This is a genomic window from Caulobacter mirabilis, assembly GCF_002749615.1.
GTDB lineage: Bacteria > Pseudomonadota > Alphaproteobacteria > Caulobacterales > Caulobacteraceae > Caulobacter > Caulobacter mirabilis.
Map to the genome: position 1 here is coordinate 2,608,786 of NZ_CP024201.1, position 25,105 is coordinate 2,633,890.

Annotated in this window: 22 protein-coding genes; 14 read left to right on the forward strand and 8 right to left on the reverse strand. The window is 68.4% G+C overall.

From position 1 onward, the window contains the following. The first annotated feature begins 119 nt into the window (after positions 1-119). Positions 120-770, forward strand: coding sequence for a leucyl/phenylalanyl-tRNA--protein transferase (gene aat / locus CSW64_RS12665; RefSeq protein WP_099622457.1), 651 nt, complete (start codon positions 120-122; stop codon positions 768-770). Here aat and CSW64_RS12670 read toward each other — a convergent pair. Together CSW64_RS12670 and CSW64_RS12675 are read right to left on the reverse strand one after the other, a co-directional pair. Continuing rightward, a complete protein-coding gene (locus CSW64_RS12670; protein WP_099622458.1) occupies positions 713-1,345 on the reverse strand; it encodes a DUF2155 domain-containing protein in 633 nt (210 codons plus the stop codon). The genes aat and CSW64_RS12670 overlap by 58 nt on opposite strands. A gap of 7 nt (positions 1,346-1,352) precedes the next feature. Then, the gene (locus CSW64_RS12675) at positions 1,353-1,754 is read right to left on the reverse strand and encodes an NADH:ubiquinone oxidoreductase subunit NDUFA12 (protein WP_099622459.1); all 402 of its coding nucleotides are present in this window, start codon (positions 1,752-1,754) and stop codon (positions 1,353-1,355) included. 183 nt (positions 1,755-1,937) lie between these two features. On the opposite strand from CSW64_RS12675, the gene CSW64_RS21825 reads away from it, so the two are divergent. The 3 genes from CSW64_RS21825 (at position 1,938) to CSW64_RS12690 (ending at position 6,143) form a co-directional block, all read left to right on the forward strand. Next, entirely contained in the window at positions 1,938-4,469 is a 2,532-nt protein-coding gene (locus CSW64_RS21825) for a TSCPD domain-containing protein (protein ID WP_150131400.1), read from the forward strand. 185 nt (positions 4,470-4,654) lie between these two features. Next, positions 4,655-5,149: a pentapeptide repeat-containing protein gene (locus tag CSW64_RS12685; RefSeq protein WP_099622460.1), complete on the forward strand. Its 495-nt coding sequence runs from the start codon at positions 4,655-4,657 to the stop codon at positions 5,147-5,149. Positions 5,150-5,246: 97 nt separating this feature from the next. Then, positions 5,247-6,143: a pentapeptide repeat-containing protein gene (locus CSW64_RS12690; protein ID WP_099622461.1), complete on the forward strand. Its 897-nt coding sequence runs from the start codon at positions 5,247-5,249 to the stop codon at positions 6,141-6,143. A gap of 25 nt (positions 6,144-6,168) precedes the next feature. On the opposite strand, the gene aspS is transcribed toward CSW64_RS12690, so the two are convergent. From aspS to CSW64_RS12710, 4 genes are all read right to left on the reverse strand, one after another. Then, complete coding sequence (aspS, locus tag CSW64_RS12695; protein WP_099622462.1) at positions 6,169-7,998, reverse strand: aspartate--tRNA ligase; 1,830 nt, start codon at positions 7,996-7,998, stop codon at positions 6,169-6,171. Positions 7,999-8,091: 93 nt separating this feature from the next. Further along, positions 8,092-9,894 (reverse strand): M48 family metalloprotease, encoded by a 1,803-nt coding sequence (locus CSW64_RS12700; RefSeq protein WP_172448537.1) that lies wholly within the window; start codon positions 9,892-9,894, stop codon positions 8,092-8,094. Between the two features lie 25 nt (positions 9,895-9,919). Further along, positions 9,920-10,282, reverse strand: a complete 363-nt coding sequence (locus CSW64_RS12705; RefSeq protein WP_150131401.1) for a hypothetical protein — start codon at positions 10,280-10,282, stop codon at positions 9,920-9,922. Between the two features lie 11 nt (positions 10,283-10,293). Continuing rightward, entirely contained in the window at positions 10,294-11,634 is a 1,341-nt protein-coding gene (locus CSW64_RS12710) for a CHASE2 domain-containing protein (RefSeq protein WP_172448538.1), read from the reverse strand. A 154-nt stretch (positions 11,635-11,788) separates the two neighbouring features. Here CSW64_RS12710 and CSW64_RS12715 point away from each other — a divergent pair, with 154 nt between their 5' ends. Continuing rightward, entirely contained in the window at positions 11,789-12,577 is a 789-nt protein-coding gene (locus tag CSW64_RS12715; RefSeq protein ID WP_245863686.1) for a P-loop NTPase family protein, read from the forward strand. Between the two features lie 223 nt (positions 12,578-12,800). Here CSW64_RS12715 and CSW64_RS12720 read toward each other — a convergent pair whose 3' ends face one another. Next, positions 12,801-14,852, reverse strand: a complete 2,052-nt coding sequence (locus CSW64_RS12720) for a hypothetical protein (protein WP_099622466.1) — start codon at positions 14,850-14,852, stop codon at positions 12,801-12,803. A gap of 283 nt (positions 14,853-15,135) precedes the next feature. Between CSW64_RS12720 and CSW64_RS12725 the strand changes: the two genes are divergently transcribed. The 9 genes from CSW64_RS12725 (at position 15,136) to CSW64_RS12765 (ending at position 24,147) form a co-directional block, all read left to right on the forward strand. Beyond that, complete coding sequence (locus CSW64_RS12725; protein ID WP_099622467.1) at positions 15,136-15,561, forward strand: hypothetical protein; 426 nt, start codon at positions 15,136-15,138, stop codon at positions 15,559-15,561. A gap of 2 nt (positions 15,562-15,563) precedes the next feature. Then, a complete protein-coding gene (locus tag CSW64_RS12730; RefSeq protein ID WP_099622468.1) occupies positions 15,564-17,060 on the forward strand; it encodes a hypothetical protein in 1,497 nt (498 codons plus the stop codon). 14 nt (positions 17,061-17,074) lie between these two features. Further along, positions 17,075-17,659: a hypothetical protein gene (locus CSW64_RS12735; protein ID WP_099622469.1), complete on the forward strand. Its 585-nt coding sequence runs from the start codon at positions 17,075-17,077 to the stop codon at positions 17,657-17,659. A gap of 151 nt (positions 17,660-17,810) precedes the next feature. After that, positions 17,811-20,021 (forward strand): RNA degradosome polyphosphate kinase, encoded by a 2,211-nt coding sequence (locus tag CSW64_RS12740; protein WP_099624232.1) that lies wholly within the window; start codon positions 17,811-17,813, stop codon positions 20,019-20,021. Next, positions 20,002-21,516 (forward strand): Ppx/GppA phosphatase family protein, encoded by a 1,515-nt coding sequence (locus CSW64_RS12745; RefSeq protein WP_099622470.1) that lies wholly within the window; start codon positions 20,002-20,004, stop codon positions 21,514-21,516. The genes CSW64_RS12740 and CSW64_RS12745 overlap by 20 nt, the downstream gene beginning before the upstream one ends. A 1-nt stretch (position 21,517) precedes the next feature. Then, positions 21,518-21,910 (forward strand): DUF1801 domain-containing protein, encoded by a 393-nt coding sequence (locus CSW64_RS12750; RefSeq protein WP_099622471.1) that lies wholly within the window; start codon positions 21,518-21,520, stop codon positions 21,908-21,910. A gap of 140 nt (positions 21,911-22,050) precedes the next feature. After that, positions 22,051-22,398: a hypothetical protein gene (locus CSW64_RS12755; RefSeq protein ID WP_150131402.1), complete on the forward strand. Its 348-nt coding sequence runs from the start codon at positions 22,051-22,053 to the stop codon at positions 22,396-22,398. Positions 22,399-22,490: 92 nt separating this feature from the next. After that, positions 22,491-22,934, forward strand: coding sequence for a hypothetical protein (locus CSW64_RS12760; protein ID WP_150131403.1), 444 nt, complete (start codon positions 22,491-22,493; stop codon positions 22,932-22,934). Further along, the gene (locus CSW64_RS12765; RefSeq protein ID WP_150131404.1) at positions 22,915-24,147 is read left to right on the forward strand and encodes a COG3904 family protein; all 1,233 of its coding nucleotides are present in this window, start codon (positions 22,915-22,917) and stop codon (positions 24,145-24,147) included. The genes CSW64_RS12760 and CSW64_RS12765 overlap by 20 nt, the downstream gene beginning before the upstream one ends. 3 nt (positions 24,148-24,150) lie before the next feature. Here CSW64_RS12765 and CSW64_RS12770 read toward each other — a convergent pair whose 3' ends face one another. Further along, positions 24,151-24,996: a haloacid dehalogenase-like hydrolase gene (locus tag CSW64_RS12770; RefSeq protein ID WP_099622475.1), complete on the reverse strand. Its 846-nt coding sequence runs from the start codon at positions 24,994-24,996 to the stop codon at positions 24,151-24,153. Positions 24,997-25,105 lie beyond the last annotated feature (109 nt).

Here is a 25,105-nt window from a genome sequence, read left to right on the forward strand (position 1 = left end):
GCCTACTCGGACCTCCTCTCGACCGGGGACACGAACGCTTCGCAATCACGTCCCCGAGCCTGCCTGGGACATGCTTCCGTAGGATGCGTGTCCCCGGGCCGCTCTGCTAGCATCGCCCGATGGCCCACGACGTCTTCGACCTCGAGGAACTGATCGCCTGCTATCGCCGGGGAGTCTTTCCCATGGCGGACGCGCGGGACGACGACCGGGTCTTCCTGATCGATCCCCAGCGGCGCGGCGTGCTGCCGCTGGAGGGCTTCCATATTCCCTCCAGGCTGGCCCGCACGGTCCGGTCGGACCGGTTCCAGATCACCGTCGACCAGGACTTCTCCGCCGTGGTCGAGGCCTGCGCCGAGGCGACCGCCGACCGCCCCGACACCTGGATCAACTTTCCCATCCAGCACCTCTACGAGGCCCTGCACCGCTCCGGCCGCGCGCACAGCGTCGAGGTCCGGCGCGAGGGCCGGCTCGTCGGCGGACTGTACGGGGTGTCGCTCGGCGGCGCCTTCTTCGGCGAGAGCATGTTCAGCCGCGAGCGCGACGCCAGCAAGGTGGCGCTGGTGCATCTGGTCGCGCGCCTCCGCGCCGGCGGCTACCTGCTGCTCGACGCCCAGTTCATGACCACGCACCTGGCGCAGTTCGGCGCGCGCGAGATCCCGCGGGCGGCCTATCGGCGTCTGCTGGACGAGGCCCTCGACGTCGAGGGCGACTTCTACCGCTTCGCGGGCGCGGGTCCTGAAGCCCTGCAGGCGATCAGCCAGGCGTCATAGACCGGGTGCTCCAGGGGGTTCAGTCCCGGAGACGAGGCGTACATCCAGCCCCGGAACACCTGACGCGGCGGCGGCGGCGCGCGGCCGGTCGGCGGCTTGGGCTGGGAGTCGATGGTCATGTAGGCGGCCGAGTCCTGAGCGTCCTCATCCGAGGCCGTGGTCTCGCAGGCGCGCACGGTGATCACCAGAGACTTGTAGCGGACGGCCTGGCCGATCGGCGCCTCGAAGCGCAGGGTCTCGGCGGTGACCTTGTCCAGGGCCTGGATGATCGCCGCGCCGCCGCGGGTGCGACGCAACGGTTCGGCCGGCTTCTCGACGGCCTGGGTCTTGGGCTTCTCGGTCACGGCCGGCTTCTCGCGCGCGGTCTCCTCCGGCGGCGGAGGCGGCTTCGGCGCGGCGCTGATCGGCCCCGGAGGCGCCTCCTCGGGTTCCGCCGGAAGCGGCGCGGCCGGCGCCGGCGCGGGTTGCGCGGTCGGCGTCGCGGGCTTGGGCGCGGGCGTCTGCTGGCGGGCCTGGACCAGGCCCGCGGCGCTCGCGACCGCGAGTCCGGCCAGCAGGGTGAGCCTCAGCCGCATGGTCGGGCTAGTCCGCCGGAGACCAGGCCTGGTAGTCGCCGGTCGCCTTGTCCCGCTGACCTTCGCCGGAGATCGAACCCTTCGGGCGCCAGGCATGGACGGTGCCGGTCAGGTTCGGACGGTGTTCCTTCTCCCAGGCGCGGCGCGGCAACGGCGCGGTGGTCGGCGGCTCGTCGAAGGTGTAGCGCAGCCAACCGTGCCAATCCGGCGGCACCTTCGAGGCCTCGGCGTAACCGTTGTAGATCACCCAGCGACGCTTGCGACCCTTGTCGTAGCTGTCCTTGTCGTCGCGGGCCTCGTAGTAGCGGTTCCCCTGCTCGTCCTGGCCGACGAGAACGCCGCGGCGGCCGATGTGGAACTTCTGGCCGATCGTGGCGCCGTTCCACCAGGTGAAGATTGCTTTGAGCACGCGCTAATCCGCTGAATTTCTGGGCTGAGTGAGCGGCGCGAACATAGCCCGCGCCCCTGCTCGCGTCCAGCGCGCCGCGCCGCAACATCTTGTGGATCAAGGCGCTCCGACACGCCATATCTATTGCCCGACGCCGAGCGCCCCTCTAGCCTTCGCCTAACGGTGCGCGGGAGAGTCGGGTCAATGCGTTTTGCGAGGCGGCTGGCGAAGGGAACGCCCCCGGAACTCGATCTGCGCACGGTCGAAACCGGCGACATCCTGCACGGCGTGCTCGCCCCCCGGGGCTGGACCAGCGCCCGGGTCGAGGCCTGGCTCGACTGGGCCGAGACCCTGCCGGCCGAAGGCGACGACGCCGAAGCGGGTCTGCTGGCCGGCGGCCCCGACCGCTACGCCCGCGCCGTCGCCGCCCGCGCCGACGCGCTGAAGCTCTTCGACCGCAAGACCGACGCCTCCGCCTTCCAGGCCGAGCTGACCGCCCTGCTCGCCGCCGGGGTCGCGGCGATCGGCCGGGGCCAGGTCGGCTACGCTCCGGGCGCGATCCCCGAGGTCGGCTCCCCCGCCTTCACCCACGCCGCCCGCCGGCTGATCGCCGAGACCGAGGGCCGCGCCCTGGCCGTCCGCGCCGCCGCCTTTGCGGCTGAACGGCTGCACGCCGTGGCCGACGCGGTGCGACGCTGCGAGGGTGATCCCGCCGCCTGCTGCGACCCATCGGGAAACCCCGCCCTGGCGCGCGCCGCCGTCGCCGCCCGCGCGGCGGGGGCCGACGACGCGGCCATCGCCGACGCCATCGCCCTGGGCCTCACGGGCGAAGCGCCCGAAGGCGCCTGGCTGGAGCCGCCGTCCGTCCCGCCCCTGCTGGCCCTCGCCTCGTCCGCCGCTCTCGGCGAGGAGGCCGCCACCGCCGCCTGGCGTTCGAACGGCGGCCTGACCATCGTCCTCGCGGAGACGGCCGCCGACAACCTGGCCCGCGCCGCCACGGGCCCGCGCGCCGCAATCGACGTCTTCGCGCTCGCAGGCGACCTCGAGGCCGTCGCCGACGCCGCCCGGGTCGTCGGCGCAGCCCTTCGGGTGGAGGCCGCTGGAACCGACGCCCTGCCCATCCTGACCCTGGCGGGGGTCTCCGAGACCCTGATGGCCCGCGGCTTGGCCTACGGCCGCGCGGACGGCCAGGACGCAGCGCTGATCCTATGGCGCGCCGCCGCCGAGACGATCGCCGCGGTCAACGCCGAGACGCCGGACCTGCCGGCGCTCGCCCTGGCCCCGCTGGAAGATGCCGATCTGTCGCTCAAGCTGGGCGGCGTCAGCCTCGGTGTCGCGCCGGTCCCGGCCCAGGTGGTCCTGGCCGAGACGGCCGACGGCGAGGTGGTGCGGGTGCTGTCCGAACCGGCGTTGCGGGCCCTGGACTTCCTGGACGCCGACCGCGACGCCGCCCGCGTCCACGCCCTGGGCGCAGGCACCCTGGCCGAGGCGCCGGGGATCGGCCACGCCGAACTCCAGGCCCTGGGCTTCACCGAGTACGAGATCGCCGCCGCAGAGCAGCAGCTGCCGCTGGTCCGCACCCTGTCGCAGGCCTTCGCGCCCGGCGTCATCGGCGTCGGCTTCGTCGCCGACGTCCTGGGCGCGCCCGCCGAGGCCGAAACCGATCCGGCGTTCGACACCCTGGCCCTGGCCGGCTTCGCCAAGGCCGACGTGGCGGCGGCCGAGCTGCACGCCCTGGGCGCCGGCACCCTGGTCGACGCGCCCTTCCTGGACGAGGCCCGCCAGGCGGTGTTCGAGGACGCCAACCTCGCCGATCGGCTGGCCATGGCCGCCGCCGTCGAGACCGTCTGCACTCTGCCGGCCGTCAGCCTGGCGCGCCTGCCCTTCCGCTCGACCCCGGCCCAGGCCCTGGCCGTCCAGGACCAGGCGGCCAAGGCCGGCGTCGGCGCCTTCCGCATCGTTCGGGACGCGGCTCCGGCCGGCTTTGTGCTCGATCTGCCTGAGCCCGAAGCCCCGCGTCCGGCCAGGCCGGAACCGGTCGCGGTGACCGAGCGCGTAGTCGAGAAGATCGTCGAGCGCGAGCGCAGCCGCCGCAAACTGCCCGACCGGCGCAAGGGCTACATCCAGAAGGCCAGCGTCGGCGGCCACAAGGTCTATCTGCACACCGGCGAGTATGACGACGGCGAGCTGGGCGAGATCTTCATCGACATGCACAAGGAAGGCGCCGCCTTCCGCAGCCTGATGAACAACTTCGCGGTGTCGATCTCGATCGGCCTCCAATACGGCGTGCCGCTGGAGGAGTTCGTCGACGCCTTCGTCTTCACCCGGTTCGAACCGGCCGGCCCGGTCACCGGCAACGACTCGGTGAAATCGGCGACCTCCATCCTCGACTATGTCTTCCGGGAGCTGGGCGTCAGCTATCTGGGCCGGGGCGACCTGGCCAACGCCGATCCGGGCCAGTTGAACGCCGACGGCCTGGGCCGGGGCGCGGCGGACGAGGACGGCGGCCCGGCCATGCCCATCGTCGGCGAGCCGCAGCCGATGTCGCGCTACATCTCCAAGGGCTTCGCGCGCGGAGCCACGCCGGACAACCTGGTGTTTCTGCCGTTCGGCGGCCGCAAGGCCGAGGTTTCCGATCAGTTGCTGCAGCGCGCCGCCGGGGTCTGCCCCGCCTGTGGCGACCTGGCGGTGATCGGCGGCGTCTGCGGCGCCTGCGGCTCGGCGAACGAGGGGTAGCGCCTCATCTCCGGGTCATCCCGGACGTCCGAAAGACGATCCGGGCCCCAGGAACGCGACATTCGACCCCTGGGTCCTGGCTCTTCGCTCCGCACCGGCCGGGATGACACGCAATAGCGGGCAATCTGGCCTTAAGCTTGCTGGGGCATAGGCTACGACGACTCCGGAACGGGAACCGTGCCGCCATGAGACAGCTCGCCTTCGTCGGCTTGATCGCCGCCGCCCTCGCCGCCGCCACGCCGGCCCTGGCCCAGAACGCCGGGCAGATCATTCAGGTTCGCCGCGGCGCCAGCTGCGCCGGCTGCAACCTTTTCCAGGCCGATCTGTCGAGCCGCGAGTTGGGCGGCCTCAACCTGTCCCGCGCGCGCCTGCGCCAGGCCGACCTGAGCCTGACGGTCATGAACCGCGCCAGCTTCGCCGGCGCCGACCTGCGCGACGTCAACGCCTACGGCGGCGTCTTCGGCGGAGCGAACTTCGCCGGCGCCGACCTGACCAACGCCACCTTCGTGGGGACCTATCTCGAAGGCGCGCGCTTCCAGGGCGCCAACCTGCACGGCGCCAACTTCAGCGGCGCCGAGATGGACCGCGCCACGGGCCTGTCCCAGGCCCAGCTGAACCAGGCCTGCGGCGATCAGGCCACTTTGCTTCCGCGAGGACTTCGCATACCGGCGTGTCGTTAAACCCAAGTCATTACTGCGATTTAAGTGGTTTTCCACCTGCTCCTGGGCGAAACCGTAGAGTATCAACACCGCCTGGTCCGGAGCACTCAGTCTGTAGATGACCCGCGTCGCCGCCGTCCTTTCCGCCCTTGTCCTGACGAGCCTGCCCCTGGCCGCGCCGGCTTACGCGATGGTGGACGACAAGGACGTGGCGCGGATGGTGTCGTTCGGCGGCAACTGCCCCAAGTGCGACCTGTCGGGCCGTAGGCTCCAGAACGCCCGCTTCGCCGGCGCCAACTTCGCCGGCGCCTCCCTGGTCAACGCCGACCTGCGCGGGGCCACCTTCCTGGGGTCCAATTTCGCCGGCTCCAAGCTCATGAACGCCGACCTGCGCGGCGCCGAGATCGCGGCCAGCAACTTCGCCGGCGCGAACCTGCAGAACGCCTCCCTCGACGGCGTCGAGGCCCCCGGCGTCAACTTCGCCAAGGCTGTCCTCAACAACGTCACCGCCCGCGGCGCCGAGCTGCCGAGCGCCAACCTCGTCGGCGCCAGCATGGTGAGCTCAAACTTCACCGGCGCCGAGCTGCCGGGATCGCGCCTGGTGGATGTCGACGCCCGCGAGACCAATTTCAGCAACGCCGAGCTGACCGGCGCGGCGATGACCAACGCACGTCTCGATCGGGCCACGTTCCGCGGCGCCGACCTGGACGGCGCCAACCTGGTCGGGGCCAGCCTGGTGGGCGCCGACCTGCGCGGCGCCAGCATGGACGGGGCGAACCTGTCCGGCACCAACCTGTCGGGGGTCCACGGCCTGCGCCAGGATCAGCTGGAATCGGCCTGCGGCGACGACCGGACCCGGCTGCCGGCGCCCAACCTCAAGCTGCGGGCCTGCCGCGGCGGCCGCAACATCGTCATCATCCGCTCGCCCCGGCCGCCGGAAGCGCTGCGGCCGCCTGCACCGCCCCGTCCTCCGGAACCGATCAGGCCGCCGGAACCGCCGAGGCCGCCCCGCTAGCCGGCGCGACGACCTCCGCCGCCGATCACTTGATCGGCGGCGCCAGGCGGATGTGCAGTTCCTTGAGCTGACGCTCCTCGACCTCGGACGGCGCGTTCATCAGCAGGTCCTGGCCCTGCTGGTTCAGCGGGAAGGCGATGACCTCGCGGATCGCCGTCTCGCCGGCCAGCAGCATGACGATACGGTCGATGCCCGGGGCCAGGCCGCCGTGCGGCGGCGCGCCGTAGCGGAAGGCGTTCAGCATGCCGCCGAACTGGCTCTCGACCACGTCCGCGCCGTAGCCGGCGACGTCGAAGGCCTTGAGCATGATCTCGGCCTTGTGGTTCCGGATCGCGCCCGAGCACAGCTCGTAGCCGTTGCAGACGATGTCGTACTGATAGGCGCGGATCGACAGCGGGTCCTGGGTCTCCAGGGCCTCCAGGCCGCCCTGCGGCATCGAGAACGGGTTGTGGCTGAAGTCGACCTTCTTCTCGTCCTCGTTCCACTCGAACATCGGGAAGTCGACGATCCAGCAGAACTTGAACTGGTCCTCGTCGACCAGCTTCAGCTCCGTCCCCACGCGGGTGCGGGCCAGGCCAGCGAACTTGGCGAAGGCCTTGGGATCGCCGGCCACGAAGAAGGCGGCGTCGCCCTTGCCCAGGCCCAGCGAAGTCATCAGGGCCTCGGTCGGCTCCTGACCCAGGTTCTTGGCGATCGGCCCGCCCCAGGCGCCCTGATCGTCCGACCAGAAGATGTAGCCCAGGCCCGGCTGGCCCTCGCCCTGCGCCCAGCTGTTCATGCGATCGCAGAAGGCGCGGCTGCCGCCGGTCGGCGCCGGGATCGCCCAGACGGCGTTCTTTTCGTCCGCGCCCAGGATCTTGGCGAACAGGCCGAAGCCGCCGTCACGGAAATGGTCCGACACCACCTGCATCTTGATCGGATTGCGCAGGTCGGGCTTGTCGCTGCCGTACCAGCTCATCGACTGTTCGTAGGTCAGGCGCTCGAAGCCCCTGTGCTCGGAGACCTGGCCGAAGTCGTTGGTGAAGCTGTGGGTCTGGTCGATCGGCGAGACCGGCTTGCCGTTCGCGAACTCCACGAAGACGCCGTGCATCACCGGCTCGATGGCCGCGAACACGTCGTCCTGGGTGACGAAGCTCATCTCGACGTCGAGCTGGTAGAATTCCAGGGAACGGTCGGCGCGCAGGTCCTCGTCGCGGAAGCAGGGCGCGATCTGGAAGTAGCGGTCGAAGCCCGAGACCATCAGCAGCTGCTTGAACTGCTGCGGCGCCTGCGGCAGGGCGTAGAACTTCGACGGATGCAGGCGCGAGGGCACCAGGAAGTCGCGCGCGCCTTCCGGCGACGAGGCCGTCAGGATCGGGGTCTGGTACTCGAGGAAGCCCTGCTCGACCATGCGGTGGCGGATCGAGTGGATGACCTTGCTGCGCAGCACGATGTTGCGGTGCAGGGTCTCGCGGCGCAGGTCGAGGTAGCGGTGCTTGAGGCGGATCTCCTCGGGGTAGTCCGGCTCGCCGAACACCGGCAGCGGCAGTTCGGCGGCTTCCGACAGCACCTCGACCGACTTCACGCGGATCTCGATCTCGCCGGTCGGCAGGTTTGCGTTCACGGTGTCGGCCGAGCGGGCGACGACTTCGCCGTCGACGCGGATCACGCTCTCGGTGCGGACGCGCTCGACCAGGTCGAAACCGGGCGTCGAGGGCGACACCACCAGCTGGGTCAGGCCGTAGTGGTCGCGCAGGTCGACGAAGACCAGGCCGCCGTGGTCGCGCTTGCGGTGGATCCAGCCGGACAGGCGGACATTGGCGCCGGTGTCCGAACCCCGGAGCTGACCACAGGTATGAGTGCGATAGGCGTGCATGATTTCAGTCGTCTTCTGGCGGCGCGAAGCCGGATTCCGGGAGGCGCGTTAGGGCGCATGCGGGGGGTGGATTGTCAAGGATTCTAGAACCCGTCAGGGCGACGGGGAGCCCGCGGGAAGGGCCAAGCAGTTCGTATCCGGGTTGAACCAGGCCAGACTGCGTGGCTCCGGGTGAAGCGCGTATCGTTTCGGATGGAGACAGACCTTGTTCCGGCTCTCGACCCTGAGCCCGGGACGCGACGATTGGGACAAGAGCACGCGGGCTAATGTCAGCTTCCTGTCCTCATCCAGCATCGCGAACGCTTCGGGCATCCCCTTTACCATCGGCAACAGGCCGATCTTGGCGTCCAGCGGCAGGCCCGACGCTCGCCTGATGTCGACGCGCGCGCCTGGTGCGCGCCGCAAAAGATCACAGAAGCGCCCCTTGTCCGCGGTCCAGACATCGTCCGCCACCGTACGGCAACGGGCCCGCGCCTCGTCGGCCGCCTCCGGAAGCCCCACCTGACCGGTCCAGTCGACGAAATCGCCGAACGCCAGCGCATTCGACCCCGCGATGTCGGCCGTGACGAAGGTCACGTCGTAGGCCTCCCCGGGACGCCCTTTCAGCCACAGCACCGCCCCGAGTTGGCGCAGATAGTAGTAGCCTCCGCTCGCCTCGCCTTGCGCCGGCGCGAGCGCGAGCGCGGCCCAGTCCCATCCTGGACAAAGCAGCGAGAACGTCGCCGCGGTCGCCGCGAGGGCGCGGTCCGATCCCAGCGCCTTCGCGGCCGCCGAGAGCTCGGCATGGGCCTGGCGACACTCTCGCTCGACGTTCGAGGCGCCCTGGTCGGCGACGGCCTCGGCCGCGGCCAGGAGTCTGCCCACCGACCGGTCGGCGCGATTCGAGGCGGCGATCCAGGCCTCGCAGGGCGCTCGATCCGCCTCGCGCCTCCCCGCGCAGGGATCGAACGGCGCCGGATCGACGGCGACGGCGCTCACCACCAGTCGACGCACCCGCTCGTCGGCGCCCGGATGCTCATAGGTCAGAGAGAAATGGTCCCAAGTCCTGGATTTCCCCGCCGCGATCCGCCCGCCCGCTCCGCCGGTCAGCCGCGACAACAGATATCCGCCGGCGTCCGGCGCATACCCTGCCCGCCGCAGCGCCGACAGCGCATAGGCGTCCGCTGCCAGCTCCTCTTCCGGGCTGCGTTTTCGCGCCGCGTCCGAATCCATTCGCCGGACATGACGGCGGCGCTCGTCCAGGAGGCCCATGAGCCCCTCCCGGATATGGTCTCCGAACAGGACCGACCCGACCAATGTCAGGCCGATGACGACACTGTCGATGTCGTTGTTGCTGTCCTCCTCCTTGCTGACGCCGACGCGCTCTTCGATCTCGTCGCTCAAAGCGTCGGCCGACTTGAAAAGAATAGCGAAGGTTCCCGCGATCGTCAGGTTGCGTAGCACCGTGCTGCCTTCGAAATCCCGGATCCACTCTCGTTGCTGTCGAGTTTCGAGCCTCGCCAGCAGGGAAACATGCGACAGATGGAGGTGGGCGGCTTCATGCGCGATGACGAAGGCCAACTCGTCTTCGTACTGCAGCTCGGTCAGCAACGAGCGACAGACGACCACGCGGCCGGCCGGGGTCGCGAACGCCGAAAGCGCGTCACAGTCCCAGACCTCGACGGCGATCTCCCGCCCCGTCGCCGCTTGGAGCCGGTCGGAGACGCGCGCCAGGACGTCGACCAGCGCCCTCGGCGCCGGCGGCGGAGCCCCGAAGACGTCCGGTGCGTCAGTGCTAAGGAAGTCGGCCGCCTGCCTCGGATCGGAGACCTCAAACCGCTTTCGGTTGGGCGAGACGCCGAACGCATCGCTGATCTGGTCGATTTCGCCCAGCGAGACGCAACCGGCGAGCAGCAAGCCGATCGCAAAGACGGGCGCCGCTCTAGCGCCCACAGGCTTCCCGCGTGGCCATGTCGATCAGGCCGCGCGTTCCCCGGTCCTTTTCGCCACCGACGGTTCGGAGAGACTTGAACCAGCTCCATTCGAACTGCGACGCCGGGGCCCAGTAGTCTCGATCGCCCGCCCGCACCCGAAGCATGAAGCGTCGCCCCTGGTAGATCAGAAGCGGGAAACGCACCTCTGCCGGCTTCGCGCGTCGCCGCGCCTCGAAGTCCTCGTAGAAGACAAGCTCCGTGTCGGCCGCCCTAGGGCGGCAGGCGACGCCAAGAGGATCGCCGTTGTCCGGCGCGGCCCAGGCGCCGAGCAGAATCAGTCCAGCCGACAGCGAGAACAGGCCCCATCGCATCCCGCGGCTCGTCATCCCGTCGCCCTCCCTTCCGTCTTCCGTCCCAGACGGCGGGACATGAATCCGACCCCCACGCCCACAGCGGCCGTCGCCGACCAGGCTCCGACCCAGTACCCAGGGCTGATGTGCAAACCGAACCACTCGATCAGCGCGACCAGGACGATTGCACCGGCCATGGGGATCCTGTTGGCCGTGATGTCGGCGACCGCCAGACGGCCGCTGTCGACCGGCTCGCCTCGGACAACGACGTTCAGCCAGGCCAGCCCCGACGCCAGCAGGAAGGAGAACAGTAGGAGCGTGAAGGCCTCCAGCATCCGATAGGCCTTGGGCTCCAGGCCGAACGGCGGCTCCGCCCTCCACGCGGCGCCCCGCAAGGTGACGAGATTGTCCAGCGCCATGGCGTGGGCATAGACGCTGGGAAGCATTCCATAGACCGGCGTAGCCTCCTGATCTCCCGCGTTGAAGGCGAACGCGCCGCCATAGAAGACGACGGCGTCGGCGAGCTGCGCAAACCGGTCCGGAGCCTGTCCGGGAAGGTCGGCCGCCGAAACGGAGGCGATCGGCCGCCCCTCAAGCCGATAGCGCTCGGGCAGACCGAGCCCGGGCGCCGAGATGGGCGCGAAGCCGAAGGCCAGCTTAACCGCCCGGCCCAGCCGTCCGCCGGATATTCGGCTGCAGACTGAAAGACCGTCTGCGTCCTTGGTCGTGCAATCGCCCGGCGGCGCGCTCCAGTAGATGTCGATCAGGCTGATGTTCCGTTCGGCGACCGACCGCGCGACATCGGGGTAGAAGCGACGCAGCAAGGTCATCGCTGCCCGGTCGACGGTCGGCGAGACCACGCCCCTGACCGAGTAGCCGCCGTTTTCCGCCATCTCCCTCGGAGCCCCGACCGACACCAGCTCGATGTTCGGATGCGTGTTCGCCAAGTTCCGCAACTCCGGGAGGATCACCACCTCCCCGTCCGGCCCGCTAGCGACCGCCAGATAGACAGGCGTCGCGTCCGCCACGGCCGCCAGCCTCCTTGTGAAGGCCGCGATGTCCGCCGGCCCGTGCCGGGCGTCGACGAACAGGAAGTCGATCATGATCCCCTTCGGCCGCGCCAAGGCCATCTGTTCGATCAGGTCAGCGTGGTCCCGCAGGGGCAGCGGCCATGCGGCGTCCCAGTTCCGCAGGTAGTCCTCACCAACCGTGACCACGGCGACCTTGGGCCGGTTCGTCCGGGGATAGGAAACCGACCAGACGTTCGCGGCGAGGTCGCGCGCCGCCCCATCGAACTTGGTGAAGAGGTGGTAGGGGTCGAGCGCCAGCAACGCCAGGCTGGCCGCGATGAGGATGACGTGGGCAAAGGCCAAGCGTCGAATCTTCCATAGGATCATCTGGCCGCGCGCCGGCCCGGACGCCGCGGTCGCGGGCGCGTCTGCCGGCTCATTCAAGGCGCTTCCCGTCACAGTTCCCCCCCGGCCGTCCGATCGCGAAGGTGGCGTCGCCGGCAAACACTCGTCAACCATGATTCAAGGCGAGCCGACCGGCGGCCGTCCACAGACCGCCGCCGGCTATCCCCCGGCGGCGGCGGTCGCCGCCCTCGCCTGCGCGCGGCGCCGTGGTAAACCCGCCGTTGTGAATACGCGTCCTCGCCAGCTGACGATCCCGCTGCAGAACCCGCCGCTCTACACGCGCGCGGCGTTCGCGACGTCCGACGCCAACGCCGAGGCGGTGCGGGCGGTCGAGCGCTGGCCGGCCTGGCCGAACGGCGCGCTGGCCCTGGTCGGACCGGAAGGGTGCGGCAAGTCCCACCTGGCCACGATCTGGACGGAGCGCGCCGGCGCGGCCGTCTGGCGCCCCGAGATAGCCCTGGCCGACCTGGCCGGACGGCCGATCCTGGTCGAGGACGCCGACCGGGCCGGCGACGAGACGCTGTTCCACCTGATCAACCGCGCGACGCTGGACGGCGGCCTGCTGCTGACCTCGCGGCTGCGGCCGACGGCCTGGGCCTGCGCCCTGCCCGACCTGCGGTCACGGCTGAACGCCCTGACCACGGCCGAGATCGACGAACCCGACGACGCCCTGCTGATCGCATTGCTGGAGGCCCAGTTCCGCGAACGCCTGCGCCGCCCCGCGCCGGATCTCTACGAGTATCTCCTCAAGCGCATGCCGCGCTCTGTGGCCGCCGTCCGCGAGACCGTACGCCTGCTCGACGAGGCGGCCGGCGAACAGGGCCGCCCGCTGAACCGCCTCCTGGCGCGCGAGGTGCTGGACGCTGTCGAGGCCGATCTTGGGGACGCTCTCGACGACTAGGAACAGTACTCAACACCGGTCATCCCGGCGAAGGCCGGGACCCAGATTCAGGCTCCGCGACGGGTGATTTCGCGTCGGATCAAGGCCCTACGACTGGACCCCGGCCTTCGCCGGGGCGACCGGATGGAGGAAAGCGACCAAGACTTTGAAATCCCTAGCCGCCAATTGAGTCCGGCCCTCGCTGAAGGGCGACGGCCGGCAAGCCCCGGCCGCCGCACCGTGGTCAGCTGACCCGCCCCATCCAGATGTGGTTGGTCATGTAGTGATAGTATTTGCTCGCGTCCTGCTCCGGCCTTCCGGCCAGGCTCTTGCAGGTATTGGGGCACTCACTCGCGCAGGGATACCAGCATTTCCCGCCGCCTGTATGATTCTCGACGGCTCCCGGGGGCGGAGGATCGGGTAACGGCTTACACGGATCGAGGTACGCCTCCTCGTACCACGCCTCAACGATCTCGGCCTGCTGTTCAAGGTTGTAGTCGCCGAACGATTTTAGGTTGTTCGGATCGAAACTGTACGCATCTCCGCCGAGGCTGTCGCAGGTCTGCCAGTACAGAGCGTCGGCAATCCAATCCACCGAGAGATCGGTGTGCTCGATCTGCCAGACATGGACCAGTTCGTGGACCAAACTGATCTTGTCCGCGCTGCTCAACTCCCCGAGGCATTTGGCGGCGTGTATGTCCGGCCCAAGGTGCAGAATCGTCCCATCGATCGAGGGGAAGACAAACGGGTTCCCGTTCAGTCCCTGATGTTTGGTGATCCTCAAATCTCGCCGGTGCGGCAGCGTGCCCTTGAAGACTGCCTGGCCGAACGCGTGCATCCACTCCGGCATGGGCTTGAGACCGTCGTCTCCGAGACCGCTCAGGCCATGCGCCCCCAGGGCGTAGAGCGACCCGCCCGGCCCGACGAGCCAGAACGCTCCCTCCACAAACCGAACGCCCGGCAGGATCGAACCCGTCTTCACAGCCGAAGCCAGGGCGGACGCCATCAGGATGACGTGCCCCATCGGACTGGCGAGCAGTATCTCGCCGGCGACCCATTTGATCACCTTGTCCAGGGCGGCTTCCAGGAGGTCCGAGATCTTGCCTTCCCGCTCATGCATGACCTTGAACTGGCCGGCCGCCTCTATGTTGAGATACTCCCTCTCCACCAGCCCGTTGGCCTCGGTCACGTCCCAGAAGCGCGTGACGGGACTTCCGCCCGGCCAGGCTTCGGTTCCCAGGTGACCGTTCCGGTAGAGGGCGATCGTCCGACTGACCTGCTTGCCTGCGACCTCCCCGGGGAAAGTCACAAGCGCGCCCACCCGGAAGTCCACGGACTCCCTGAGGCCGGTGTTCCGCATGGTTCCCTTGAAGCGAACCCGGCCGTCAGGCCAGATCGAGACGGACACCTCGCCCTTGTCGCCGAAGTCCCGACGGAAGTCGCACCGGGGCGTGTCCGTATGCCAGGCCGCCTGGCCCTGAGCGTTCCAGATGACGAGATTGCCGTCGCTCCCGACTTCCAGATAGCCGCCGGGCGCGTGCGAGCCGGAGTTCCAGACGAGCTCGTCATTGGGTCCGGCCAGGACCAGATTGCCGTCATCGTAGAGAATGCAGACCTCGACCAGTCGACCATGAGTGTCCGAGTCCCAAAGGGACCTGCGGCCGACGCCTGAAAGGTTGCGATAGAGGACCAGGTTGCCCTGGTGTTCCAGTCTCAGGATGAACCGGTTGTCGTCGGACCACAGCTCGTCGCCCGGGTGCAGCACCTGTCCCGGCCGCATGATCGAGCCGGTCGCCGTCGGCCCGTTCGGCGGCAGCGCCTGGGGAGACGTGTTGGTGGACCAGATCGTCGCGTTCCGCGCGGGGCTGTAGACCACCACATTGCCGTTGTCGTGAACCGCCAGGCAGGCGCCCGGATTGCGCTCGGTCCGGCTGGCCCAGACCAGGCCGCCGAAGGCGTCCGAGACCACGAGATTGCCGTCGCCCTGCATCAGCGCGCGGCCGGGCGCGGTCTGCTTACCGATGCTCCAAAGCGCCTTGCGGTCGTTGTTGTACGGGTAGTTCTTGTAGAGAACGAGGTTGCCGTCGCCCTGGTAGACCAGAGCGAAGCGGCCGTTCGGCGAATGCAGCGCATGGTCGGCCGGCAGGTACTGATGCGCCCAAGCCGTCGTCCCCTGGGCCACCGTCTCGGGCGGCGGCGGAGGGGGCGGAGGCGGCGGCGGAGAGGGCGGCGGCGGATCATTGGGTTCGATCGGGTCGTTGCCGATCGGGCCGTCGTCGTCGTTGCGTTTGCGCATGTCGTTAGCTCCCTGATGGATATCGGCCGGGCCCTTTCTCGGGGGGCCTCGGCCAGGGCGCGGGACACTCAACGAACGACGTTCTGGCGCCAACTTAACTTGTGTTAATGTGTGTCACAATTTTAGATTGCGTCCGAAAGGTGGCGGAAACGCCGTCCTGCGGCGGCCTCGCCCCGCTGCGACAGTATCCCGCAGCCCCTGATCGAACTCCGTTCACCGCCCCCGTTGACGGCCCGGCGCGACGCCGAGCAGTCTGCCCGCGCGTTCGGGGGGGCGCACATTCATGGGTGTGACCAACGTCTATCTGACGAACAACCTGTCGCAGGCGGTCAGCGTGTCGCTGGCCGGCACGGGGCCGACGCCCCTCGACTACGGCAACTGGCAGCCTAATGCGCCGCCCGACGCCACCACCAAGATCTGCACCCTGTCCCGTAATGTGACCGGGATCTGCACCGGCGATTTCGCGGTCATGACGGGCGACGACTACATCGGGTCGCTGGGCGTCCTGCTCGACGGCCACACCTTCGGCAGCGACATCTGGTATCGCTATCGGACCGCCGATCCGACCGTATCGCCCTGGGTCACAGATCGAAGCGATCATAGCGTCCGAGTCGTCACGCCGAGCGGGACCTACGCCCTGACCGTTACGGCCCACGCCGTGTTCCTCGGCTACGACGACCTGTCGATCACCGTGGCGCCGAGCGCCTGACCATGGCCAGCAACGTCTATATCTCCAACAGCGGCGTGGATCAGCTCGACCTCGCCTGGAGCACGCTCGGACCGAGCGGCGCCTTCAACGACAACTTCTCGCTCGGCGCGACCGTCGTTCCGGCCGGCGCCGGTCTGACCCAGGTCATGTCCGTCGATCGCTCGCCCAACTTCGGGGTCCTGGCCTCCCCGACGATGGGGGAGCTCGCGCTGACGGCCGGCGGCGTCTGGATCGGCAGTCTGGTCCTGATGCTCGATCCCGGCGGCAAGCCGATCAAGAACACCCTCAACTGGGGCCTGCGCGGCCCCGGCCGCGGCATGTCCGTGCTGGCCTCCGACCGCAACCCGCACGCCGTCCATTTCACGGTCAGCGGACAGCGGGTCACGCTGAGCATTTCCGGCGTCAGCAGCGGAGTGTTCGACGATATCCAGCTCGACGTCAGGATCACGTCCGAACCGATCTGGACCAAGGTTCAGGCCGCCCACGACTCGAACCAGAACCGCTTCGTGGTCCTGGCGCTGGACGGCGGCCATCATCCCCAGCTCTTCCAAAGCCCGTTCAGCGATACGCCGCGGTTCCAGCCGTTGTCCGCATCGCCTCCGACGGACGACCGGCTGGCGCACGCCGTGCTGATCGAGAACGACGTCGACTCCTCGCAGGCCATCTGGGCGGCCGGCTGCACGCACGGCGGCAAGCTTTGGCTGCAGCGGACCGACACATCGACGAGCTCGCTGCTCGACCTCGGCCTCCCCGCCCCGACCCGACCGATCACCGCGATGACCGCCTCGGACGCCTTCACGGTGAACGGGGTGCTGACGGCCGACATCTTCCTCTGCCTGCAGAACCCCGATCAGACGACCTCGCTGGCGCATCGGCAGTTGAGCCTCGGCGCCACGCCGGCCTTCGTCGGCGACTGGAACGACTGGGGGCAGATCCTTTCGAAGAAGGCCAGCTACTGCCGTAGCCGCAACGGTCGCTTCGTCTTCGTCGCGCGGATCGCGGGCCTCCGGTCTCAAGCGAACATCAACTACTGCACCGCCAGCGCATCCGCGGTCGACTATGGCTGGTGGAACGGCACGGCCGACCTCCCCGCCGGGATCACCACCAACAAGGTCCTGGCGCTCCAGTGGGGCCCCAAGAGCACGGTGAACGACGACATCGCCCTCGCCTGGCGCGGCAGCAACAGCGCCCTGTGGGCGGGTTCCAACAACGACTCGCCCAAGTACGGCTGGAAGGCTTCGACCAATTCCCAGCTGGACGGCGACGAGATGACCTTCGTGGAAGGCAGCAACGAGGTGCCGATCCTCTATCGAGATCCCCAGAGCCGTCAGGTCCGCTTCGCACGCTACATGGTCAAGGAGGCAGCCTTTACGGGCAGCGGCAGCCTCGGCCCAGCGACGCCTGCATGCTTCACCGGCTTCGCCACCGGCGACACGCAGTACGCCCTCTGGCAGGACCCGAGCACGCTCAATCCAACCTTCGTTGCAATCCCGAGATAGTCAGAGCGCCATTCATGACGACCACGATCTCAGTCACGAACAACTCCATGCAGATCCCCATGGGCGGGGACGCCCCGCCGCTCGTGTCGGTGACGATCAACGGCCAGGTCGTTCCGGCCCATGGCATCACCCTCAACGCGACGACGTTCCGGCTGATCGTCTTCAATCCGAACTCTCCGCCGAACGACCCCAGCACCTTCCTCTTCAACAAGCAGGTCAACGACGTGGCCAACGGAGCGGCGACCGGCAACTGGACCTCGACCTACCGCAGCCTCTACGACTACGCGGAGAACCTGATCTACAGCTACAGCGACCCGAGCAACCTGTTCTTCCTCTTCGCCACCAACGGCTTCGACAAGGGCATGGTGCCGCCGCCGAGTTTCGTGCAGCTCCTGTTCAGCTGCGGCGCCGGCGCCCAGCTGCAGAACTGGCTGGCCCAGCTTCCCGGCCAGACGAACCAGTCGCTCTGGGTCACCAGCCCGGCCAACTACATCTTCATCGGTTCGAGCGGCACGCCCATGGGGTCCCCGATCCTGGAGAAGTACGAGGTCGCCGCCAGCGGCGGCGTGTTCTCCACCACGGCGCAGTGCTCCTTCTAGCCGACGCCGCCACCCGGTCGCCTTGGCGCAGCGACCGGGGCGCGACGCAGCGATCAGCGACAAAACCGTAACAAGCCGCCTGTAACACCCTCGTCATGCCCCTTGCCGCGACAGGCGCGGCGGGCGACAAGGGTGACGCATGGAAGGCGCCATGATCGACGCTGTGAACGCCGAAACGGCCCCGGCCGCCGCCCCGGCGACCGCCGCGGGACCGCACCTGGACGAGGCCCTGCTCGCCTCGCCCGAACGCTTCTTCAACCGCGAGCTCAGCTGGCTGGCCTTCAATCGCCGCGTGCTGGAAGAGGCCGAGAATCCACGCCACCCGCTGCTGGAACGGCTGCGGTTCCTGTCGATCAGCGCCAACAACCTCGACGAATTCTACATGGTCCGCGTGGCCGGCCTGAAGGCGCAGGAGCGCGAAGGCGTCCGCTCGGTCAGCCAGGACGGCCTCACCCCGTCCGAGCAGCTCGTCAAGGTCAACGCCTCCGCCGCCGAACTGATGGCCGACCAGCAGCGGATCTGGCGCGAGGTCCGGGCTGAGCTGAACAGCGAAGGCATCCGACTGCTCGACGCCAAGGACGTCACCGCCGCCGACCGCAAGAAGGCCGAGGACATCTTCCTCAACCACGTCTTCCCGGTGCTGACGCCGCTGGCCATCGACCCGGCCCACCCCTTCCCCTTCATCCCGAACCTGGGCTTCTCGCTGGCGCTGAAGCTGCGCCGGCCGGACGGCAAGGAGCTGTACGCCCTGGTGCCGGTGCCCTCGCAGGTGCGGCGCTTCTGGCCGCTGGGCGGCGAGACCCGGCGCGGCGGCAAGGGCGAACAGCGGGTCATCGCCCTGGAATCCCTGCTGATCCTGTTCCTGGACCACCTGTTCCCGGGCTGCGAGCTGGAGGGTCGAGGCCTGTTCCGGCTGATCCGCGACAGCGACGTCGAGATCGAGGAAGAGGCCGAGGATCTCGTCCGTGAGTTCGAGGCTCAGCTCAAGCTGCGCCGCCTGGGCTCGGTGGTGCGGGTGAAGGTCCAGACCGCCATGCCGGTCGAGCTGCGCGAGTTCATCCTGCACAACCTGCACGCCGACCCCGACGACGTGGTGCTGGTCGACGGCAAGCTGGGCCTGGCGCAGATGAGCCAGCTGATCCCCGACGGTCGCCCGGATCTGAAGTTCAAGCCGTTCTCGCCGCGATTTCCCGAACGCATTCGCGACCACAACGGCGACTGTTTCGCCGCCATCCGCGAGAAGGACATCCTGGTCCACCATCCGTTCGAGAGCTTCGATGTGGTGGTCCAGTTTCTGCGCCAGGCTGCGCGCGACCCGAACGTGATCGCGGTCAAGCAAACCCTCTACCGCACCAGCCAGAACAGCCCGATCGTCGCCGCCCTGATCGAGGCGGCAGAGAACGGCAAGAACGTCACCGCCCTGGTCGAGATCAAGGCCCGCTTCGACGAGGAGAACAACCTGCGCTGGGCCCGCGACCTGGAGCGGGCGGGCGTCCACGTCGTGTTCGGGTTCGTGGAGTACAAGACCCACGCCAAGCTCAGCCTGGTGGTCCGGCGCGAGGGCGACACCCTGCGCACCTACTGCCACTTCGGGACCGGTAACTATCATCCGGTCACGGCCAAGATCTACACCGACCTGTCGCTGTTCACGACCGACGCCGCCATGGGCCGGGACTCGGCGCGGCTGTTCAACTTCATCACCGGCTACGCCGTGCCGGAGCGGCTGGAGAAGCTCTCCTACAGCCCCGAGACGCTCAAGGCCGATCTGCTGAACATGATCGCGGCCGAGGCCGAGAACGCGCTGGCCGGCAAGCCGGCGGCGATCTGGGCCAAGCTCAACGCCCTGGTCGATCCGCCGATCATCGACGCCCTGTACCGGGCCAGCCAGGCGGGCGTCCGCATCGACCTGGTGGTCCGTGGGATCTGCTGCCTGCGTCCGGGTGTTCCCGGATTGTCAGAGAATATCCGTGTGAAGAGCATCGTGGGGCGCTATCTGGAGCACGCGCGAATCGTCGCCTTCGCCAACGGACGGGAAATGCCGAGCAACCGAAGCCGCGTGTTCATCAGCTCGGCCGACTGGATGCCGCGCAACCTCGATCGGCGGGTGGAGGCGTTGACGCCTATCGACAACCCGACGGTCCACCAGCAGGTGCTGCAGCAGATCATGGTCGCCAACCTGAACGACGAGGCCCAGAGCTGGAACCTCGACGCGTCCGGCGGCTATCGCCGCGACCCGGCCTGGGACCGCCCCGGCGCCTTCTCGGCGCACGAGTACTTCATGACCAATCCCAGTCTGTCGGGACGCGGCCACAAGGTTCGCGACCTGCCGCAAGCCTTCGATCATGTTGGCCCGCGCCGATAACCTGCGTTCCGCTGAAAGCCTCGTGCGCACGCCGCGCGACGCCGCCGTCATCGACGTCGGCTCCAACTCCGTGCGCCTGGTGCTCTACCGGCTCGAAGGGCGGTCGATCTGGACCGTCTACAACGAGAAGGTCCTGGCCGGGCTAGGCCGCGACCTGGGCGTCACCGGCAGGCTCTCGCCGGACGGCGTGACCGGCGCCCTGGCGGCGCTGCGGCGCTTCCGGGCGGTGCTGGATGCGGCCCGCCCGGATGATCTGTTCATGGCCGCCACCGCCGCCGTGCGCGACGCCGAGGACGGCGAGGTCTTCGTCGGCCGCGTCGCCGCCGAGACCGGCCTGAATCTGCGCGTGCTCAGCGGCCAGGAGGAGGCGCGCTACGCCGCTCTCGGCGTCCTGGCCGGCGCGCCCGACGGCGAGGGCGTGGTCGGCGACCTGGGCGGCGCCAGCCTGGAGCTGGTCCGGCTCGGGCCGCAGGGGCCGATCGAGGGGGCGACCCTGGCCCTGGGGCCGTTCTCGCTGTCCGGCGTCCGCGGCGACAAGCTGCGCGCCGAGATCGCCGCCCGCCTGGCCCCGTTCGCGGCGCGCTTCCGAACCGACGTCTTCCAGGCCGTCGGCGGCGCCTGGCGGAACCTGGCGCTGATGCACATGCAGATGACCGGCTATCCGCTGCAGATCGTCCATCAGTACGAGATGAGCCGCAGCGAGGCGCTGGACGCCGCCCGTTTCGTCGCCCGCCAGTCCAAAGCCTCGCTGGAGAGCATCCCCGGCATCTCCAAGAAGCGGGTCGAGACCCTGCCTCACGCCGCCCTGGTGCTCGAGGCCCTGATCGAGCAGCTCGGCCTGGAGAAGATCGTGGTCTCGGCCTACGGCCTGCGCGAGGGCCTGCTGTTCGAAGGCATGACCTCCGCGGTCCGCGACCTGGACCCGCTCATCGAGGGCTGCACCGCCCTGACCGCCCGCCAGGGCGTCGACGAGACCCTGGGTCCGACACTGGAGGCCTGGCTGGCGCCGGTGTTCGAGGCCCTGCCCCCGCTGTTCGGCGCGCGCGAAGACGTGCTGCGGTCCGCCGCCTGCCGCCTCGCCGACCTCGGCACGCGGCTGCATCCCGACCACCGCGCCGACCTGGTCTTCGAGCAGGTGCTGCGCGCCCCGGTCGCCGGCCAGAACCACGCCGAGCGCGCCTTCCTGGCCGTGGCCGCCTTCTCGCGCCACACCGCCGCCAACAGCATGCCCGAGGCCGGCGCCCTGTCGCGCCTGCTGACCGAGGCCCAGCGCCGCCGCGCCCGCGCCCTCGGCGCCGCCATCCGCCTGGGCGCCGACCTGTCCGGCCGCAGTTCCGCGCTGCTCGCCCAGTCCAGGCTGGCGCTGAAGGATGGCCGGCTGATCCTGTCGGCGGCGGAGGGCTGGTCCGACATGCTGCTGGGCGAACAGACCTCGCGCCGGGCCACGACCCTGGCCGGGCTGCTGGGCGTCAAGCTCGAGATCCGGCGGATCTAGGATGACGCCGCCCCCGCCGATCACCGATCCCGGCGTGGCGGCGGTCTTCCAGGCCTATCCCGAACCTCTGCGCGAGCGTCTGCTGGCGCTGCGGACGCTCGTCTACGAAGCCGCCCCCTCGCCCCTGACCGAAAGCCTGAAATGGGGCCAACCCGCCTGGCGTCGAACCGACGGCCGCGGCACGACGGTCCGGCTGGACGCGCTGAAAGGCGTCGATGGCGGCCACGCTCTCTACGTCCACTGCCAGACCAGCCTGGTCGACACCTTCCGAGGCCTCTATGGCGACCAGCTGCGCTTCGAGGGCGACCGGGCCATCCTGCTGTCGCTGGACCAGCCCGCCCCGCGCGAGGCGCTGGCCCACTGCATCGGCCTTGCGCTGTCCTACCGGACGTAGCGTCTCCGCTGCGCGCGCCGCCCGCCTAGCAAATCGACTGAACGTCGTTCCGTCAAAGTGGCGCGCTACAGTCGGCTTCTGCTAGGGTTTCGCGCGGGCGTTGAGGGGGAGATTTCATGCGAACCGGCTATCTGGCGGCCATGCTGGTCATCGTCCTGTCGACGCCAGCGCCTGTCTCGGCGCGTGACGCGAACATCGTCGAGATCCGCCGCACGGACGCCGCCTGCCTGCTCAAGCACCGGACAGACTATCTGAAAACAGCCCAGGACCTGCTCTTCATCAAGCCCGAGCGCTGTCCGGATGTCCGATCCTCACTGAGCGTCATTCAGAGCGGGGCGACCAATTCGGGGCCGTCCGAAAACCCGTCCAGCCGCATCATCGTCATCGAACGACGCCAGCTTGGATGCTTCTTCGATCGCCTCGCCGCGCTCCAACGGAGCAACGGAGCGGCCACCCTCCGCGTCAACATCGGCGGGTGCCCCAAATGAGGATACGAAGAGGCGAATCCATCTGGCTTACCGCGCTTCAGTTCGCCGCGCACGTCTGCGCCATCATCGCCCTGATCATGGTGTTCGTTCAGATGAAGACCGACGCCAAGAACCGGAAGGTCGAGGCGGCATTGTCCTATGTTCAACAGTTCAACGGCGAGCCGATGAGCAATCATTGGCAGAATCTGGAGTCGATCTGGGCCGGACAACAGTCGGCGCTGATCGCCACAAACCAGAGCGATGGCCTGACGCGCTCCAACATCGACCGCCTCGTCAACTTCCTGATCGCCCGACACGACGAGAAACCCGGCGTAACGCCGGCGCGAGCGTCAATCCGACAATCCACCCAGTTCTTTGACCACATGCTGATCTGCAGCCGGAAAGCCATCTGCGACGTCGAGGTCATCGAGGAGTACTTCGGCCCGACGATCTGCGAATTCTGGCGCAACTATCAGACCGTTATCATCGAGATGCGCAAGGCCGGCACCATCGGCCTCGGCGTAGAGATCGAACGCCATGAACGCTGCAAGCCCTAGCCTTCGGCTCACCTTCTGGGCGGCGCTCTGCGCGCTGACGCTCCTGGCCGCACAGGCGCAGGCACAGGAAATGACATTCGAGATCGAGGAGAGGATCACCTCCTATCCGATCGGCCATATCCGCGCCGAGGGCATGATCACCCCCGAAACCCCGCGACGCCTTGAGGCGTTGCTGAAGGCCCAGACGGACCTGCCGATCACCAGCATCTCGCTGTCAAGCCGAGGTGGTAATCTTGCGGCCGCACTCGAGGTGGGCCGCCTCTTGCGCCGATATCGCATCGTCAGTTCAGTCTCCATCGATAAGGCGTGCCTGAGCGCCTGCGCCTACGCCTTTCTCGGCGGCGTGGCCCGGGCCTTCGAGACCGGGTACGGCGACGAACCGGAGGAAGCTCAGAAGAGACTCGGCTTCCATGGCTTCACGCTCGAAATGCAAATTCCCGGCGCCTTAGAGGGCCGGAACGCCGCGGCCTTCGTCGGCGCCGTGACCCAGGGCTCCCAGGTTACGGCAGGCGGGCTGGCTGACTATGTCGCGGCGATGGACGCCAATGTAGAGATCATAGGTCGCGCGGCGCCGCACGGCAGGAACCAGTACCTCTACCTTCCCGTAAGCGAACTGAAGAAGCTCGGCATCCTCACCGACTACGAGAAGAACCTGGGCGAGTTCAAACTCGTGCCCGACGGCGGCAACGTCCAGGCCGCCTTCATCCACGACGATCATCAGTTCACGATCGGCTGTTCGCAGTTCGGCGGTCGCCTTCAGCCTGTCCTCGTCTTCACGAACACCTTCGGTAAATCCCCTGGCGCGCCGATCACGCCGATCTCCCCGCCGTTGAAGCTGTCGCGCATCCTGGGCTCGACGTATCGCCCCTGGACCTCAAACGACATCGCGTACAAGCGCTTCCACGCGCATTCATGGATCACCGGGACGGCCTGGAACCCCGTCTTCGGCTACTTCCATATGACCGTCGGGGACAGCGATCCGACCACCGTGGCGCTAACCTCGCAGAACTCGGCCTTCTTCCACGATCCCCCGATGTTCCACGCGGTGATCGTTCTTCCGCCCGCCGAGGTCGCCGTGCTGCTTCGAGAGAAAGAGAGCTATGTCTCCCTCGGCGAACAGCCTTACCCAGAAAGCGGCTGGTCACATGTCCTCAGGACGGAAGCCCGTGACCGCGAGGCGCTCGCCTATGCGCTGCGCAGCTGCGTGAAATAGCCCCTACCCCGCCGGCATGGTCCGTTCGCGCACGGCGATGCGGCCGAGGATGCCCTTGACGATCAGGTCCATGGCCGAGCCTTCGGTGTAGTCGGCGGCGGCCACGAAGTTCACCCGGTCGTCGCTGATCAGGCGGTGGATCTTGCCCTGGTCGTGCGAGGAGATGCGCGGGTCGTAGGCGGCGATCGAATAGCCGCCCTTGGTGTGCATCATCTTCATGGTCGGCACGTCGGTGTCGCCGTCGCCGATGAAGATCATCCGCTCGAACGGCACCGGCCGCTCCTCGTCGGGGACATAGCGATTGATCCGCTCATGCTCCCAGTTGTTGTGCACGCCCTTGTTGATGCGGAACAGGTACTGGGTCTTGGTCGTGTAGTTGATGCCCACGGCCGGCCAGATCGCCCGGTCCTGGTCGTCGTAGACGTACTTGCTGGCGAACACGTGCTCGAAGCGGTGGTTGATCGGGCAGCCCTCGATCATCTCGGCCAGGCCGGACGACAGGATGAAGTGCTGGACCGTCAGGCCGTACTGGGCGCCGAAGGCGTCGATGCGGTCGAACCAGCTCTCGTCCTTGATGCCGTCGAACAGCGGCACCCGCTCGCCGTGCTTGCGCAGGATGCCGCGGGTGACGTCGACGCCCTTCTCGCGGGCGGTCTGCAGCATCAGCTGCATGTACATCAGGATATCGTCGCCGTCGGCGGCGATGGTCCGCGGCTTGACGGTGTCGTTCCAGAACTGCGGCGGGGTCATGCCGAGCAGTTCCGGGATGTAGCTGGCCTCCTGCATGTTGCCGCGCGCGAGCGTGCCGTCGAAGTCGTAGATGATGGCCGTGAGGCGGGGATTGGACATGCGGGGGTCCTGATGGGTCGGGAAGACATCTGAAACGCAAAGAACGCGTCAGGCAATCGGTCCTCTCCCACTGGGAGAGGGGGACCGCCCGAAGGGCGGCGGAGAGAGT